Annotated in this window: 11 protein-coding genes, 2 pseudogenes and 1 riboswitch; of the genes and pseudogenes, 10 read left to right on the forward strand and 3 right to left on the reverse strand. The window is 67.5% G+C overall.

Annotation, left to right across the window (positions count from 1 at the left end):
* Nucleotides 1–413, reverse strand: a pseudogene (locus Q0996_RS08160) (phosphomethylpyrimidine synthase ThiC); the annotation flags it as partial.
* A 98-nt stretch (nt 414–511) separates the two neighbouring features.
* Nucleotides 512–638, reverse strand: a riboswitch (TPP riboswitch).
* Between the two features lie 148 nt (nt 639–786).
* On the opposite strand from Q0996_RS08160, the gene Q0996_RS08165 reads away from it, so the two are divergent.
* The 7 genes and pseudogenes from Q0996_RS08165 to Q0996_RS08200 all read left to right on the forward strand — a co-directional run bounded on the left by Q0996_RS08165 (nt 787) and on the right by Q0996_RS08200 (nt 7,770).
* Nucleotides 787–1,959, forward strand: coding sequence for an aromatic ring-hydroxylating dioxygenase subunit alpha (locus tag Q0996_RS08165; RefSeq protein ID WP_299617516.1), 1,173 nt, complete (start codon nt 787–789; stop codon nt 1,957–1,959).
* 105 nt (nt 1,960–2,064) lie between these two features.
* Complete coding sequence (locus Q0996_RS08170; RefSeq protein ID WP_299617518.1) at nt 2,065–2,766, forward strand: TetR/AcrR family transcriptional regulator; 702 nt, start codon at nt 2,065–2,067, stop codon at nt 2,764–2,766.
* A 217-nt stretch (nt 2,767–2,983) separates the two neighbouring features.
* Nucleotides 2,984–3,856, forward strand: a complete 873-nt coding sequence (gene phnC / locus Q0996_RS08175; protein WP_299617520.1) for a phosphonate ABC transporter ATP-binding protein — start codon at nt 2,984–2,986, stop codon at nt 3,854–3,856.
* A 46-nt stretch (nt 3,857–3,902) separates the two neighbouring features.
* Entirely contained in the window at nt 3,903–4,907 is a 1,005-nt protein-coding gene (gene phnD, locus Q0996_RS08180; protein ID WP_299617522.1) for a phosphonate ABC transporter substrate-binding protein, read from the forward strand.
* Nucleotides 4,908–5,023: 116 nt separating this feature from the next.
* The gene (phnE, locus tag Q0996_RS08185; RefSeq protein WP_299617524.1) at nt 5,024–5,863 is read left to right on the forward strand and encodes a phosphonate ABC transporter, permease protein PhnE; all 840 of its coding nucleotides are present in this window, start codon (nt 5,024–5,026) and stop codon (nt 5,861–5,863) included.
* A 109-nt stretch (nt 5,864–5,972) separates the two neighbouring features.
* Nucleotides 5,973–6,875, forward strand: a pseudogene (locus Q0996_RS25535) (NAD(P)-dependent oxidoreductase); the annotation flags it as partial.
* A 22-nt stretch (nt 6,876–6,897) separates the two neighbouring features.
* Nucleotides 6,898–7,770, forward strand: a complete 873-nt coding sequence (locus Q0996_RS08200) for a sugar phosphate isomerase/epimerase (protein WP_299617526.1) — start codon at nt 6,898–6,900, stop codon at nt 7,768–7,770.
* Between the two features lie 8 nt (nt 7,771–7,778).
* Here Q0996_RS08200 and Q0996_RS08205 read toward each other — a convergent pair whose 3' ends face one another.
* Complete coding sequence (locus tag Q0996_RS08205; RefSeq protein ID WP_322096664.1) at nt 7,779–9,212, reverse strand: aldehyde dehydrogenase family protein; 1,434 nt, start codon at nt 9,210–9,212, stop codon at nt 7,779–7,781.
* Nucleotides 9,213–9,288: 76 nt separating this feature from the next.
* Nucleotides 9,289–10,476, reverse strand: a complete 1,188-nt coding sequence (locus Q0996_RS08210; RefSeq protein WP_299617528.1) for a fumarylacetoacetate hydrolase family protein — start codon at nt 10,474–10,476, stop codon at nt 9,289–9,291.
* Between the two features lie 258 nt (nt 10,477–10,734).
* Here Q0996_RS08210 and Q0996_RS08215 point away from each other — a divergent pair, with 258 nt between their 5' ends.
* Genes Q0996_RS08215 through Q0996_RS08225 form a run of 3 tightly spaced genes read left to right on the forward strand, consistent with a single transcriptional unit; the run spans nt 10,735 to nt 16,297 of the window.
* Nucleotides 10,735–11,352, forward strand: coding sequence for a cupin domain-containing protein (locus Q0996_RS08215; protein ID WP_299617529.1), 618 nt, complete (start codon nt 10,735–10,737; stop codon nt 11,350–11,352).
* Nucleotides 11,353–11,378: 26 nt separating this feature from the next.
* Nucleotides 11,379–13,808, forward strand: a complete 2,430-nt coding sequence (locus Q0996_RS08220; protein WP_299617531.1) for an FAD-dependent oxidoreductase — start codon at nt 11,379–11,381, stop codon at nt 13,806–13,808.
* 17 nt (nt 13,809–13,825) lie between these two features.
* Nucleotides 13,826–16,297: an FAD-dependent oxidoreductase gene (locus tag Q0996_RS08225; protein WP_299617533.1), complete on the forward strand. Its 2,472-nt coding sequence runs from the start codon at nt 13,826–13,828 to the stop codon at nt 16,295–16,297.
* Nucleotides 16,298–16,316 lie beyond the last annotated feature (19 nt).

Below are 16,316 nucleotides of genomic sequence, written 5' to 3' on the forward strand. Positions count from 1 at the left end.
AGCTGGGTGACGGCCCGGCCGTTTCGCGCCCGCAGCGGCCGGTGGCGCAGCGGAAACTCCGGCGTCAGTTTCTCGCCGCTGACGAAGCCGTTGTCCTCCGGCTTGACGTGGCGGCCATCGTAGGCCTCGACATCACCCCGTTCGGCAATCCAGGTCTCGCGCAGCCGCGGCAGGCCCGCGGCAATCTCGGTCTGCACGTCCGGGTCGGTGTAAGGGCCGGAGCTGTCGTAGACCGTGAGCGGCGGTTCGTCCGCCGTGGGATGCAGGGCAATCTCGCGCATCGGCACGCGGATGTCGGGGTGCTTCGTGCCCGGCACGTAGATCTTGCGGGACGCGGGCAAGGCCCCCCGGGTCACGGCAGGGGCATCGTCTTGCGGTTTGGGGGCTTCGGTGGTCGGGGTAATGGCGTTCATTTGGCTCTCCCTCGGTTGGTCGGCGAGAGACCCAATTGACGCTTCGGCTAAGAGGATTTCTTGGGGCCGGAGGAACTGCCTAAAGTCCTATGGCGGGTTGTCCGGCTTTCAAGCCATCCCTACGCCAGCGTTAACTGGATCAGGTTCGAAGGGTCGCCGCGCCGGTACGAAGTTCGTACCCTATCGGCCTCTCAGCTCCTTGCCGGAGCTCCCCTGGCTACTGACCCTATTCTTCGACCCGAGCCGTCTGCTGTCAAGTTGTACGAAAGACGGCAACAGATCGTTGTCGTTCTTGAAATAGGTCTGTCGCTTCTGACGACGCGCGATCCACACCCCCCACGCGAGACTGGTCCCGCGAACCAAGGAGGCGCACATGAGTACCTGGTTACCGCGGGAGATCGAGGCGCAGCGGGACGCTCTGCAACAGGTCCTGAATCCCATCGAGCAGGCCTGCGGGCTGCCCAACGAGGCCTACACCTCCGAGCGCTTCGCGGCGCTGGAGCGCGACCGGGTGCTGGGCCGCGGCTGGACCTGTATCGGTGTCGGCCACTGGGTGCCCGAGCCGGGCGACCTGCGGCCCGTGACCCTGCTGGGACTGCCGCTGTTGCTGCTGCGCGACCGCGAGGGTGCCGTGAAGGTCTTTCACAACGTCTGCAGCCATCGCGGCGTGGAACTGGTGCCGGAGGCCTGCCGCTCCAAGGGCCTGATCCGCTGCCGCTACCACTCCTGGAGCTACGACCTGGACGGGATCCTGCGGGCGACCCCCTTCATCGGCGGCCCCGGGACCCAGGACTGCGCCGGCTTCGACCGTGCGCAGCACGGCTTAAAGCGCGTGCGCAGCGCCGTCTGGTGCGACGCGGTCTTCGTCGATCTTTCGGGCGAGGCGGAGGACTTCGAGCACTACATCGCGCCCCTGGTCAAGCGCTGGCAGGCCTTCGATGCGGCCCGCTTGCGCCACGGCGGCGCCGACTCCGCCTTCACCATCGAGCTGGCCTGCAACTGGAAGCTGGCCGTGGAGAACTACTGCGAGGCCTATCACCTGCCGTGGATCCACCCCAGCCTCAACCAGTACTCCCGCCTGGAGGACCACTACAACATAGCCGTGGAGGGGCATATGGCCGGGCAGGGAAGCACCGCCTACCGCCCGACCCTGAGCGACGACGGCCGCACCTTTCCCGAGCACCCGGGCCTGCCGGAGAGCTGGCAAGGGTCCGCCGAATACCTCGCGCTCTTTCCCAATGTTCTGTTCGGCGTCCATGCCGATCACTTCTATTCCGTGGTGCTGGAGCCACTCGGCCCCGACCGCACCCGCGAACATTTCGAGATCTACTATTTCGACGAGGCGGCGCTGGGCGACGAACTGGCGGATCTGCGCGCCACCAACACGCACCAGTGGAGGGGCATATTCGAGGAGGACCGCGGTGTGGTCGAAGGCATGCAGGCGGGCCGTGCCTCGCCGGCGTTCCAAGGCGGTGTCTTTTCGCCGGCCATGGACGGGCCGACCCACTGCTTCCATCAGTGGATGGCCAGTCGTCTGCTGGGCTGAGTCGCAGGGCGGCATTCAACCGGAACTGTGGACAGGGCCGCGGCGGGAGACGTAGTCTTTCTCCGGGGGAGACGTTCAGGGGGCTTCGACCGACGGAGACTGCTCTTGGCCGCTGCGAAACCGAGTTCCGGGAAGAAGCCGTCCACCGCGCGCAAGCGCTCCTCCGCGGCTGCCGCGAAGACCGCCGGTTCCACAGCAGGAGACCGGGCGGCGCTGCGGGCGCGCATCGTCGAAACGGCCTTGGATATCGCCGAAGACTGGGGCTGGTACGACATTCGCCTGCACCACGTGGCGGAGCGGCTTGGACTGCCGCTGGCTGCCGTTCGTGCCGAGTTCCGCGACGGCGATGCCATTGCCGATGCCTGGATCGCCCGAGCCGACGACGCGATGCTGGCCGAGCCCGAGACGGGATTTGCCGCGCTGCCGGCGGAAGAACGGCTGCAGGTCACTCTGGAGGCCTGGCTGGACGCGCTGGCGCCGCACCGCAAGGTGACGGCCGAGATGTTCCGCGCCAAGCTCTGGCCGGTGCATGTGCACCACAATCTGAAACTCGTCACCTGGACCTCGCGCACCGTGCAGTGGTGGCGCGAAGCGGCGCTGCTGGACGGCAAGGGCCAAAGGCGCTCCGTCGAGGAGATCGGCATGACGCTGATCTTCCTCTCCACCCTGGCCCGCTGGTGCCGCGACTCCTCGGAAGGACAGGCACGCAGCAAGGCCTATCTGCGCCGCTGTCTGCGCGGCGCCGACCGCGTGATGGCCCGTGCCTGCAGAGCAGCGCGGAGGGGCGGCGCAGCGCAGGAGGCCTGAGAAGGCTCCTGTTTGGAACCGGCGCGCCGCGGTACATCCCCAAGCTGAAAACGCGAGCGACCGGTCGCCGAAGCCAGCGGCCCTGTCGGCTTTGAGCGGCTGCGGCCATCGACTCTGCGCAAGAAAATAGACGTATTAGTGTCATTACATCGTCATGGGCTGACTGTAGAGGTGTGGGCGTTCCGTGCAGCGCCGCTGGGCTCAGGGGGGCCTCTACATGTCCGTCATCACGCTGTCGCGTGTCCGTAAGTCCTTTGGCAGCAAGACAGTTCTTCATGGCGTAAACCTGGACGTCAACGAAGGCGAAATGGTCGGGCTGATCGGGGCATCGGGCTCCGGCAAGTCGACACTCATTCGCCTGATCTGCGGCCTTGAACGCATGGACCGCGACACCGAGGGCCGGATCGCGCTCTTCGACAAGAAGACCCAGGAAAACGGCCGCTTCAGTGAACACAGCGAAGGCCTGCGCTGCGATGTCGGGGTCATCTTTCAGCAGTTCAACCTGATCAACCGCTTGTCGCTCATGACCAACGTTCTGGCCGGCCGCCTCGGGCGCATTTCGCGCTGGCGAGGATCGCTCGGGCTGTTTCCGCAGGCCGACAAGGTGAAGGCCCTGCTGGCGCTGGAGCGGGTCGGCATGATCGAGCAAGCGCATCAGCGCGCCTCGACCCTCTCGGGTGGGCAGCAGCAGCGCGGCGCCATCGCCCGGGTGCTGACGCAGGAGGCGCGGCTGATCCTGGCCGACGAGCCCATCGCCTCCCTCGATCCCGCCTCGGCCAAGCTGGTGATGTCGACCCTGCGGGAGATCAACCGCACGGACAAGGCAACGGTGATCGTCTCGCTGCACCAGATCGATCACGCCTTCGAGCATTGCGACCGCATCATCGCGCTCAAGGGCGGCGCGGTTATCCACAACGGCCCCACCGATGACATCACACCCGCCGACATCGCCGATCTCTACGGCGTCGAAGCCGGCAGCCTCGATCTGATCAAGGCCCGCCCGGCGAAGCCGAACGGCGGCGAGGGCTTCCCCGGCAACGGCCTGGACCACCGGGACGACCAGGCCGCCCGCGTCGCCGCGGCCCATTGACGTCGCCTACCGCATTCCCGTTGCATCGCACTGACAGGAGTAAATGATGCTCAAGACACTTACCGCATCCGCCGCCGGCCTCGCCACGGCGCTGGCGCTCGGCACCTCGGCCGCGCGTGCCGAAATGCCGGAGCAGATCAACTTCGGGATCATTTCCACCGAATCCGCAACCGTCCTCGAAGCGAACTTCAAGCCCTTCCTGCAGGACATGGAGACGTCGCTGGGCGTGACGGTGAAGCCCTTCTTCGCGTCCGACTATGCCGGCGTCATCGAGGGCATGCGCTTTGGCAAGGTGGACGTGGCCTGGTTCGGCAACAAGTCCGCCATCGAGGCCGTCGACCGCGCCGGCGGCGAGGTCTTCGCCCAGACCATCAAGGACGACGGCTCGCGCGGCTACCACTCGCTGCTGATCGCCCACAAGGACGCCAAGGTGAACTCCCTGGAGGACGTGCTGGCCTGCGACAAAACGCTGACCTTCGGCAACGGCGACCCGAACTCGACTTCCGGCTTCGCCATCCCCGGCTACTACGTCTGGGCGCTGAACAACAAGGAGCCCGAGGACTGCTTCGCGCGGGTCACCAACTCCAACCACGAAGGCAACGCCATGGCCGTGGCCAGCGGCAAGGTCGACGTGGCCACCAACAACACCGAGTCCATCTACGCCCGCCTGGCCAAGACCAATCCGAAGGCCGCCTCCAACATCAAGGAGATTTGGCGTTCGCCGATCATCCCCTCCGACCCCATGGTCTGGCGCAAGGATCTGTCGGCCGAACTGAAGCAGAAGATGTACTTCTTCTTCATGCAGTACGGCCGCTTCGGCGATCTGGACAAGGTGAAGCACGAGCGCGCCGTCTTGGCCAACCTTTCCGACGGCTGGGGCCCCTTCCTGGCATCCTCCAACGCGCAGCTTCTCGACGTGCGCCAGATCGAGGCCTTCAAGGCCAAGATCAAGGCCCAGAACGCCGGTGACGAAGCGGGCGTGAAGGCCGCCGAGGCCAAGCTCGCCGAGCTGCAGGCCTATTCCGGGGTCGTCGGCCAGGCCGGCTACTGATCCTTCTGCCGCGGACGGCGGGGAGGGGCTTCGGCCTTCCTCCCCGCCATCCCCCGCCGTTACCGGTTTCCGCCTCTCTGCATTCCAGCCGACCGCGCCGTTAGGGGCGACCGCCCATGACCCTTGCCAACGCCAACCCCACCATCGCCAAGCCCATGGAGATTTCGCCGGAGGTGCGCGAGGCGCTGCGCCCGCGTTGGAGCGGTTTTCTTAATAAGGCCGGTGTTGCGCTCGTCATCGCGGTGCTGCTGGGGCTGTCCTACTATCCGGCGGAGGTGGATCGCTGGACCTACCTGATCACCGACGCCGACAACATGGCGGTCTTCATCGGCGACTTCCTGTCCCCGGACTTCACCGACCTCGAGCTTTTCGTTCTGAAGATGGTCGAGACGGTGCAGATCGCGCTCTGGGGGACTTTTCTTTCCATCGTCGTCGGCGTGCCCTGCGGCCTGCTGTCGTCCAACAACATCGCCCCGGTCTGGATCGTGCAGCCCATGCGCCGCCTGATGGACGCGGCCCGGGCCATCAACGAGCTGGTCTTCGCCATCCTCTTCGTCGCCGCCGTGGGTCTCGGCCCCTTCGCCGGGGTCATGGCGCTCTTCATCCACAATCTGGGGGTGATCTCCAAGCTCTTCTCCGAGGCCGTGGAGGCCATTGATCCGCGGCCCGTCGAGGGCATCCGCGCTACCGGCGCCAGCCGCCTGCAGCAGGTGATCTACGGCGTCATCCCCCAGGTGATGCCGCTGTGGAGCAGCTTCTCGCTCTACCGCTTCGAGACCCTGGTGCGCTCGGCCACGGTGCTGGGGATTGTCGGCGCCGGCGGGATCGGCTTCACCTTCTACGAGTCCTTCCGCGCCTTCCAATACGACCGCGCCGCGGCGGTGATCATCGTCGTGGTGGTGGTGGTTTCCATCATCGACATTCTCTCCTCCCAGCTCCGCAAGCGCCTGATCTGAAGCTTCGGCCAGCGGCGGCGGCAGGAAGCCGCTTGCCAAGCCGGCGCGATCGCCGGAGACTTGCGGCTTCGGCCGCCGGTCGGCGCAGCCGCAATCACAGACAAAACCAGGGGAAGGGAACGAGATGCTCAGATGCGGCGTCATTGGGCTGGGCGATATGGGAAGCGGCCTGGCGAAGAACCTCATGGCCAACGGCCTTCCGACCGCGGGCTTCGATCTTTCCGAACAGCGCATGAAGGCCTTCGCCGGGATGGGCGGCACGGCCGCCGCGAGCCCGGCCGAGGTCGGCAGCCAGGCGGATGTGGTCTTCGTCATGGTGATGAACGGCAGCCAGGCCAAAGCGGTGATCCTCGGCGACGGCTTGGCTTCGACCATGGCCACCGGATCGGTGGTGATCCTCAGCGCCACCATCCTGGCCGCCGAGGCGCGGGAGATCGGCGAGGCCCTGGCCGGGACCGGGATCGAGCTGATCGACTCGCCGGTGAGCGGCGGCTTTCCCGGCGCCCAGGGCGGCACCCTCACCATGATGGCCGCCGGCTCCGACAACGCGCTCGCCACCGCGCGTCCGGCCATGGAGGCGGTGAGCAAGACCATCCACCATGTCGGTGCCGAGCCGGGCATGGGCCAGACGGTGAAGGCCTGCCTGCAGGCGCTCATCGGCGGCGTCTTTGCCGCCACCTTCGAGGCCGCGGCCCTGGCCGCCAAGGCCGGCGTCAGCGGCCAGGCCTTCTACGACGTGGTCTCCACCTCCAGCGGCGGCAGCGTCGCCGCCAACACCGCGCTGGAGAAGATCATCGACCGTCAGTTCGAAGGAACGGGCAGCCATATTGCCACTATGTACAAAGACTTGACCATCAGTCTTGATATGGCGCGCGAACTGGGCGTGCCTCTGCTCACCGCCAGCATCGCCATGCAGCTCTTCCAGGCCGGCAAGACCAAATACCCGGACGGCGACAACTGGATCGTCACCCGGGTGCTGGAAGAGATCGTCGGCGCCGAACTGAAGCGCTGAGTGGCGACAGGAGGCGGTGATCATGAAACTGGGTGTCATCACCGACGGCATCAGCCGCGACTTCGAACACGCCTTGACCGTGATGGAGGAGTTCGGGCTGGACTACGCCGAGCTGCAATTCGTCTGGGACAAGGAGGTGGGAAACCTCGACGCGGGCGAGCGGGCGCGGGTCCGCGAACTGCTGGAGCGCCACGGCAAGAAGGTCTCCAACATCTGCCACCATGTCTTCGCCGGCATGCCCATGAGCACCAAACCCGGCGAGCCGGTCCACGTGAAGCACATGGACACCCTGAAGCGCTGCATCGAGATCGCGCGGCTGGTGGGCAGCCCGAAGGTGCGCATTCTCTCCGGCAAGAAGGAGATGATCCTCTGGGGCCGCCACGGCGCCGAGCAGTGGAACGTCGCCAAGGGCGCCTGGGACGCGCTGCTGCCGCTGATCGCCCCGGCCATCGAGCTGGCCCGGGCGGAGGAGGCGCAGCTCGTCGTCGAGACCGGCAACGGTACCATGGTGAATTCCTGCTGGACCGGGCGGCGGCTGATCGACGACCTTGACGCCAAGGACGTGCTCACCGTGCTCTGGGACCCGGCCAACAACTGCTGGGCCCACGAGGACGCCTGGCCCCTGGGCTATGAGACCCTGGGCGGCGCCGGCGGCGGCTACCTCGGCCACATGCACGTGAAGGACGTGCAGGCCGACACGCCGAAGGCGACCCTGGAGGTCCGCCCCATGGGCGAGGGCCAGCTCGCCGAGCAGTGGGAACCGCTGGCCGCCGCCCTAAAGGACGACGGCTACGACGGCGTGATCTCCTACGAAAGCGTCTACCACCCCGGCGACGGCAACTTCGAAGCCGGCTTTCGCCAGAGCGTCGAGCGCTTCAAACAGATCTTCGCTTAGGCGGCCCGTTACACCGGCAGCGTATAGCCGGTCTTCACCGTGGTGTAGAACTCGGCGGCGTAGCGGCCCTGTTCGCGGGACCCATAACTTGAGCCTTTGCGGCCGCCGAAGGGCACGTGGTAGTCGACGCCGGCCGTCGGCAGGTTGACCATCACCATGCCGGCCTGGGAGTGGCGTTTGAAGTGGCTGGCGTGCTTCAGGCTGCCGGTGCAGATGCCCGACGACAGGCCGAAGGCCGTGTCGTTGGCGACCTCCAGGGCCTGCTCGTAGTCGTCCACCGCGATCACCGAGGCGATGGGCCCGAAGATCTCCTCGCGGTTGATGCGCATGGCATTGTCGGTCTCGGTGAAGAGGGCGGGCTGCAGATAGAAGCCCTGGGTCGCGCGGTTGAGGCGCTCGCCGCCCCAGGCCAGCTTGGCGCCCTCGTCGCGGCCGACGTCCAGGTACTTGAGATCCTGGTCGAGCTGCGACTGGTCCACCACCGGGCCCATCTGGGTGCCTTCGGTCAGGGCGTTGTCCACCTTCAGCGCCTGCATCCTTTCCACCAGGGCATCGACGAAGGCGTTGTGAATGCCCTTCTGCACGACGAGGCGGGAAGAGGCGGTGCAGCGCTGGCCCGTCGAGAAGAAGGCGCCGTTGAGGGCGCAATCGACGGCGGTGCCGAGGTCGGCATCGTCCAGCACCACCAGCGGGTTCTTGCCGCCCATTTCGAGCTGCACCTTGGCGAGGCGCTGGGCGCAGTTGGCGGCGATGCGCTTGCCGGTCTCCACCGAGCCTGTGAAGGAAATGGCGGCGACGTCGGGGTGGTTGACCAACGCCTCGCCCACCACGGAGCCCTTGCCCATGACCAGATTGAACACGCCCTCCGGCACGCCGGCGCGCTGGATGATCCCGGCCAGGGCGTGGGCGGAGGCGGGGGCGATCTCCGCCGGCTTGATCACCACGCAGTTGGCGAAGGCCAGCGCCGGGGCGATCTTCCAGGCCGGGATGGCGATGGGGAAGTTCCAGGGGGTGATGAGGCCGATCACGCCCAGCGGCTCGCGCGTGATGTCCACGTCGATGCCCGGGCGCACCGAGGCGATCTTCTCGCCGCTCTGGCGCACCACCTCGCCGGCGAAGAAGTCGAAGATCTGCGCCGCGCGCATCACCTCGCCGATGCCTTCCGGCCGGGTCTTGCCCTCCTCGCGGGACAGCAGCTCGCCCAGTTCCTCCTTGCGCGCCATGATCTCCGTGGCGACGGCGGCCAGCATGGTGGCGCGGGCCTGGATCGGCCCGGTGGACCAGGCGGGGAAGGCGGCCTTGGCGGCGGCCACGGCTTCGTTCACCTGGGCGGCGTCGGCGCGGGCGTAGCTGTCGATCACGTCGTCCAGGTCGGAGGGGTTGATGTTGTCCACGGAGTCCGAGCCCTCGACCCAGGCGCCGGCGATCAGGTTGTTCTGCACGATGGGATCTCCTGAAAGGAAGAGTAGGGGGATAAATTCGATGTATCTCTGTTGGTTACGCTGTGAGGCTGCGCATTCAGTTTAACAGGCCGCGCTGCGCCAGATTCCTCATAAGGGCGAGTGATCCGAAGGTCCAAGGGGCGATCTTGTCGCAGTGGTTCACCCGGTTGACCAGGGCGCCCAGTGCCTTGGAGCGGATGGTGACGAGGTCGCCCAGCTTGTGGGTGAAGCCCTCGCCCCGCAGGTCGCGGTCCTGGATCGGCGCGAACATGGTGCCGAGAAACAGCACCAGGCCGTCGGGATACTGGTGATCGCCGTTGACGGACTGGTGCACCAACTCCTCCGGGCTGCGGCTGATGGCCGAGAGGGGGTAGGTGTCGGCGATCCTGAAGCCGTCCGCGCCGGCGATCTCCACCTCGATGGCGCTGGCGGTGAGCGCCGCCATGTCGAAGCTCTCGTCGAAGAGGCGAATGAAGGGCCCGAGGGCGCAGGATGCGTTGTTGTCCTTGGCCCGGCCCAGCAGCAGGGCGGAGCGCCCCTCGACATCGCGCAGGTTCACGTCGTTGCCCAGGGTGGCGCCGACGATCCGACCTTCGCCGTTGACCACCACGGCCACCTCCGGCTCCGGGTTGTTCCAGACCGAGGAGGCGAGGATTCCGATCTCGGCGCCGCAGCCGACAGCGGACATGGGCTGGGACTTGGTGAAGATCTCCGCGTCCGGGCCGATGCCCACCTCCAGATACTGGGACCAGAGCCCGCGCTCGATGAGGCTGTCCTTCAGCTTCGCCGCCTCCGCCGAGCCGGGCTTGAGGCTGGCCAACTGCGTGCCGATCTCGGCAACCAGGCTCTCGCGGATCGCCTCGGCCTGGGCCGGGTCGCCCTTGGCCTGCTCCTCGATCACCCGCTCCAGCATGGACTCGACGAAGGTGACGCCGCTGGCGCGCAGGGCCTGCAGGTCGCAGGGGGCGAGGAAGTAGGCGGTCCCCTCCCGCCGTGCGTCCCAGGCGGAGTTCGCCAGAATGGCGTCAAGCTCGCCGATGGCCGTCAGCTTGCCGCCGTGCAGCGCGGCGTTGATCCGTTCCGTCACCTCTTCCACGTCGAGCAGCGCCGAGACGGTGGGGGCGAGTGCCGAGAGGTCGTGCACCACGTCGTCCGCCAGCACCACGGGGCTCGGCCCGGCGGGGGTGCCGGGCAGCCAGGCGCGGCCGATCAAGAGGCCGGCCGTCTTGTCGTCGGGCAGGATGAAGGCGGGGGAAAGGTCCATCGGGAATGTCTCTCTGAAAGCGCTCTTGGGAAGCGGCGCATTGGGAAGGGCGGCACTGTAGAGCCTAACGGCGCCTCGTTAAACTGCCTTGATGTACGCACCCGGAAATTGAGGTGAAACCATCATTCCGATGTGTGGTGAAAAATTCTCTGGAATTTTCACGCAGCCGGAGTCACGGTCGCGAAACGGCTGTGATCGCCTGGGAGGCCGGTCAGGACTCGGGCCGGAATCAGCAGCGCATTATCAGGACAGTGTCCGGTGAGCACCACCACGATTCAAAGCAATACCGCTGAGGCGCAGAGGGCCGAAGGGGCGAGCGGGGCGGCGGGCGCCAGCCTCGGGCGGGACCTGCGCGCCCTGCGCAAGACCCGGGGCGTCACCCTGGCGGACCTGGCGCTGAAGGTCGGCCGTTCCGTCGGCTACCTGAGCCAGGTGGAGCGCGGCCTCTCGGAGCTTTCCATCGGCGATCTGCGCAAGCTGGCGACGGCGCTGGACGCCCCGCTCTCCTGGTTCTTCGTCCATGAGGGCGTGCCGGCGGAGGAGCGCGGCACAGTGGTGCGGGCCAGCGCCCGGCGTGCGCTGGGCTCGGTCGCCGATGGCCTGACGGAGGAGCTGCTGTCGCCGGACCTCGGCGGCACCTTCGAGGTGATCCGCAGCCTCTTCGAGCCCGGCGCCGAGTTGAAGGACTTTGCGCGGCGCGAGTCCGAGGAGACCGGCTATTTGGTCTCCGGCGAGCTGGAGCTGTGGATCGGATCGCAGCACTTCCATCTCACCGCCGGCGACAGTTTCCGGATCGACCGCGAGCCCTTTCGCTGGCGCAACCCGGGCCGGCTGCGCTGCGAGGTGGTCTGGGTGATCGCGCCGCCGACTTACTAGAAAACAAGTAAACAGGGGAGGGCGTAATGGCCGACCTACCGAGTCATGCAAGGGTTGTCATCATCGGCGGCGGTGCCGTCGGCGCCTCGACCCTCTATCACCTGGCCAAGATGGGCTGCAGCGATGCGGTGCTCCTGGAGAAGAACGAGCTGACCTCCGGCTCCACCTGGCACGCGGCGGGCAACTGCCCGACCTTCTCCGGCAGCTGGAACATGATCAAGCTGCAGCGCTATTCGGCGGAACTCTTCGAGCGTCTGCCGGGCGAGGTCGACTACCCCATGAACTACCACCGCACCGGCTCCATCCGTCTGGCGCAGTCCGATGACCGCATGGCGGAGTTCCGCCACGTCGCGGCCATGGCCGGCTATCAGGGCCTGACCTACGAGGTCCTGGGGGTGAACGAGGTGAAGGACCGCTACCCCCACCTGGAACTGCACGACCTGAAGGGCGGGCTCTGGGACCCCATGGACGGCGACATCGATCCGGCGCAGTTGACCCAGGCCTACGCCAAGGGCGCCCGCGACCTGGGCGCCAAGGTCATCCGCTTCTGCGCCGTCACCGGGCTCTCGCAGCTTCCCTCGGGCGAATGGCGGGTGGAAACCGAGAAGGGCAGCATCACCGCCGAGAAAGTGGTGAACGCCGCCGGCTACCGCGCCGCGGAGATCGGCCGCATGGTGGGCCGCGAGGTGCCCACGGTGGCGATGTCGCACCAGTACCTGGTGACCGAGGAGATCCCGGAGCTGGCGGCCCTGGACCACAAGATCCCGCTGCTGCGCGACCCCGACGACAGCTATTACCTGCGCCAGGAGGGCAAGGGCCTGATCCTCGGGCCCTACGAATGGCAGGCGACGCCCCACTGGCTGGACGGCATGCCCGACGACTTCTCTTTCCAGCTCTACCCCGACGACCTGGACCGGCTGGAGTGGTACATCGAGCAGGCCTGCGCGCGGGTGCCGATCCTGGGCTCCGTCGGCGTGCAGCGGGTGATCAACGGGCCGATCCCCTACACCCCCGACGGCAACCCCCTGGTGGGCCCGGCGCCGGGCCTCACCAACTTCTACGAGGCCTGCGTCTTCTCCTTCGGCATCGCCCAGTCCGGCGGCGCCGGCAAGACCATGGCGGAGTGGATCGTCGAGGGCGAGCCGGAGTGGGACCTCTGGGTCATCGACCCGCGGCGCTACACCGACTTCGCCACCAAGCGCTACACCGTCGACAAGGCGGTGGAGCTCTACCAGCACGAATACGCCATGCACTTCCCGCATGAGGAACGCCCCGCCGGGCGCCCGGCCAAGGTCTCACCGCTCTATGAGAAACTGAAGGCGAAGGGCGCGGTCTTCGGCGCCCGCGGCGGCTGGGAGCGCGCGGTCTGGTTTGCCGAACCGGGTGCCGATCCCGAGACCGACCTGACCTTCGCCCGCGAGGGCAACTGGTATCCCGCCGTCGAGGCCGAGTGCAAAGCGGTGGCCGAGGCGGTGGGCATCCTCGACCTGCCGGGCTTCGCCCGCTTCGAGCTGAAGGGCCCGGGGGTGGCCGACTGGCTTGACGGTCTGGTCGCCGGTGCCCTGCCCAAGGTGGGCCGCGTCTCCCTCGGCTATTTCTGTTCCGCGCGTGGCGGTGTGGTGACCGAGATGACCCTGACCCGCTTCGCCGAGGATCACTTCTGGCTGATCTCGGCGGCGGCCGGGGAGTGGCACGACCGCGACTGGCTGAGCCGGCACCTGCCGGAGGATGCGGCCTTCACCATGGAGAACATCACCCCGCGCTGGAGCACCCTGGTCCTGGCGGGCCCCAGGTCCCGCGAGGTGCTGGCCCAGGTGACGGAAAGCGACCTCTCCAACGGAGCCTTTCCCTGGCTTTCGGTGCAGCCCATCGAGATCGCCCAGACCCGGGGTATCGCCATCCGCGTCAACTACGTGGGCGAGCTGGGCTGGGAGCTGCACCTGCCGACGGAGGCCATGGCGCCGGTCTACGACCTGCTGTGGCAGGCGGGCGAGGCGCATGGCATCCGCGACTACGGCATGTACGCCATGGACTCCCTGCGCCTGGAGAAAGGCTACATGGCCTGGAAGCAGGATCTCGCCAGCGAGTACTCGCCGCTCATGGGCTCGCTGGACCGCTTCGTGAAGCTGGACAAGGCGGCCTTCGTCGGCCGGGAAGCACTCCTGAAGGAGAAGCAGGAGGGCTCGCGCGAACGCTTCGTGCCGCTGCTGGTGGAGGCCAAGTCCGCCGACGCGCCCTTCTGCGCGCCGGTCTGGAAGGGCGAGCGCCGGGTCGGTCTGGTGACCTCCGGCGGCTACGGCCACCGCATCAAGTGCTCCATCGCGCTGGCCTACGTGCAGACCGACCTCGCGCGCGAGGGCGAAGACCTGGAGGTGGAGATCTACGGCGAGCGCTGCCCGGCGCGGGTGGCCACGGCGCCGCTCTTCGATCCCAAGAACGAACGCCTGCGGGCCTGAGGTAAGGAGACACCGCCATGAGCGATCTGCCACAGCAGGCCCGCGCCGTGATCATCGGCGGCGGGGTCATCGGCTGTTCCGTCGCCTACCACCTGGCGAAGCTCGGCTGGCAGGACGTGGTGCTGCTGGAGCGCAAGCAGCTCACCTGCGGCACCACCTGGCACGCGGCGGGCCTCATCGGCCAGCTCCGCGCCACACTGAACATGACCCAGCTCGCCAAGTACTCCGCCGAGCTCTACGGCACCCTGGAGGAAGAGACCGGTGTCGCCACCGGCTTCAAGCAGAACGGCTCCCTCTCCGTCGCGCTGTCGGACGAGCGCCTGGAGGAGCTTAAGCGCGGCGCCTCCATGGCCAAGACCTTCGGCCTGGATGTGCAGGTGCTGACGCCGTCGGAGGTGAAGGCCGCCTATCCGTTGCTCTCCCTGGAGGGCGTCACCGGCGGCGTCTTCCTGCCCAAGGACGGTCAGGCGGACCCGGCCAACATCGCCCTCGCGCTGGCCAAGGGCGCGCGGCAGAAGGGCGTGAAGGTCTTCGAGCACACCAAGGTGACGGGCATCACCCAGGAAGCGGGGCGGGTCACCGGCGTCACCACGGACAAGGGGGCCATCGCCGCCGACTTCGTCGTGAACTGCGCCGGCATGTGGGGCCGCGAGGTCGGGCGCATGGCCGGCGTCGACGTGCCGCTCCACGCCTGCGAGCACTTCTACATCGTCACCGAAGGCATCGCCGATCTGCCGCGCGAGCTGCCGGTGCTGCGCATCCCCGACGAGTGTGCCTACTACAAGGAGGACGCCGGCAAGATCCTGCTGGGCGCCTTCGAGCCGGAGGCCAAGCCCTGGGGCATGGAGGGCATCGCGGAGGACTTCTGCTTCGACCAGCTTCCCGAGGACTTCGATCACTTCGCGCCGATCCTGGAGGCCGCCGTGGCGCGGCTGCCGATCCTGGAGACCGCCGGCATCCATACCTTCTTCAACGGGCCGGAGAGCTTCACCCCCGACGACCGCTATCTGCTGGGCGAGGCGCCGGAGCTGCGCAACTTCTATGTCGCCGCCGGCTTCAACTCCATCGGCATCCAGTCCGCCGGCGGCGCCGGCAAGGCGCTGGCCGAATGGATGGACGCCGGCGAACCGCCCTTCGACCTCTGGGACGTCGACATCCGGCGCATGCAGCCCTTCCAGAACAACCGCAGCTATCTCTATCAGCGGGCGACCGAGAGCCTGGGCCTGCTCTATGCCGACCACTTCCCCTACCGCCAGTTCGCCACCGCGCGCGGGCTGCGCCACAGCCCCCTGCACGAGCGTCTGGCCGAACGCGGCGCCTGCTTCGGCGAGGTGGCGGGCTGGGAGCGGGCCAACTGGTTCCTGCCGCCCGAGGCGCGCGAGGCCGGGGAGGCGGCGGAGTACCGCTACACCTGGAAGCGCCAGAACTGGTTCGACTACGCCGCGCAGGAGCACCATGCCGTGCGCCAGGGCGTCGGCCTCTTCGACATGTCCTCCTTCGCCAAGATCCGGGTCGAGGGGCGCGATGCCGAGGCGGTGCTACAGCGGGTCTGCGCCAACGACGTGGCGGTGCCCGTGGGCAAGATCGTCTACACCCAGTGGCTGAACCAGCGCGGCGGCATCGAGGCGGACCTCACCGTCACCCGCCTTTCGGAGACCGCCTTCCTGGTCATCACCGGCGCCGCCGTCGGCCGGCGCGACTTCACCTGGCTGCAGCGCCACATCCCCGAGGACGCCCACTGCATCGCCACCGAGGTGACGGCGGCCGAAGCCGTGCTCTGCGTCATGGGGCCCTGGGCGCGGCACCTGCTCCAGCCGCTGACCTCCGCCGACCTCTCCGGCGACGCCTTTCCCTTCGCGACCATGCAGGAGATCGAGATCGGCCAGGCCCTGGCCCGCGCCCACCGCATCACCTATGTGGGCGAGCTGGGCTGGGAGCTTTATGTCTCGGTGGACATGGCCCGCCACGTCTTCGACACCATCATGGCCGCCGGCGAGCCGCAGGGCCTGCGCCTCTGCGGGATGCACGTGCTGGACTCCTGCCGCATGGAAAAGGCGTTCCGCCACTTCGGCCACGACATCTCCGACGAGGACCACGTGCTGGAGGCGGGCCTCGGCTTCGCGGTGAAGCCCGACAAGCCGGCTTCGCGCTTCGGCGATTTCCTGGGCCGCGAGGCGGTGCTGCGCAAGAAGCAGCTCGGCCTCTCCAAGCGCCTGCTGCAGTTCAAGCTGGAGGACCCGGAGCCGCTGCTCTATCACAACGAGCCCATTTGGCGCGACGGCCGCATCGCCGGCTACCTCACCTCCGGCAACTACGGCCACTACCTGGGCGCCGCCATCGGCCTCGGCTACATCGCCTGCGAGACGACGGAAAAACCTGACGACGTGCTGGGTTCAAACTACGAGATCGAGGTGGCGGGCGAGCGCGTCCCGGCCCTGGCCAGCCTGAAGCCGCTGTATGATCCGAAATCGGAGCGGGTGCGGGGGTAGGGCGGCGTTGTCGACGACG

Origin of the sequence: Pelagibius sp. (assembly GCF_028289705.1) — a bacterium.
Classification (GTDB): Bacteria; Pseudomonadota; Alphaproteobacteria; order Kiloniellales; family Kiloniellaceae; genus Pelagibius.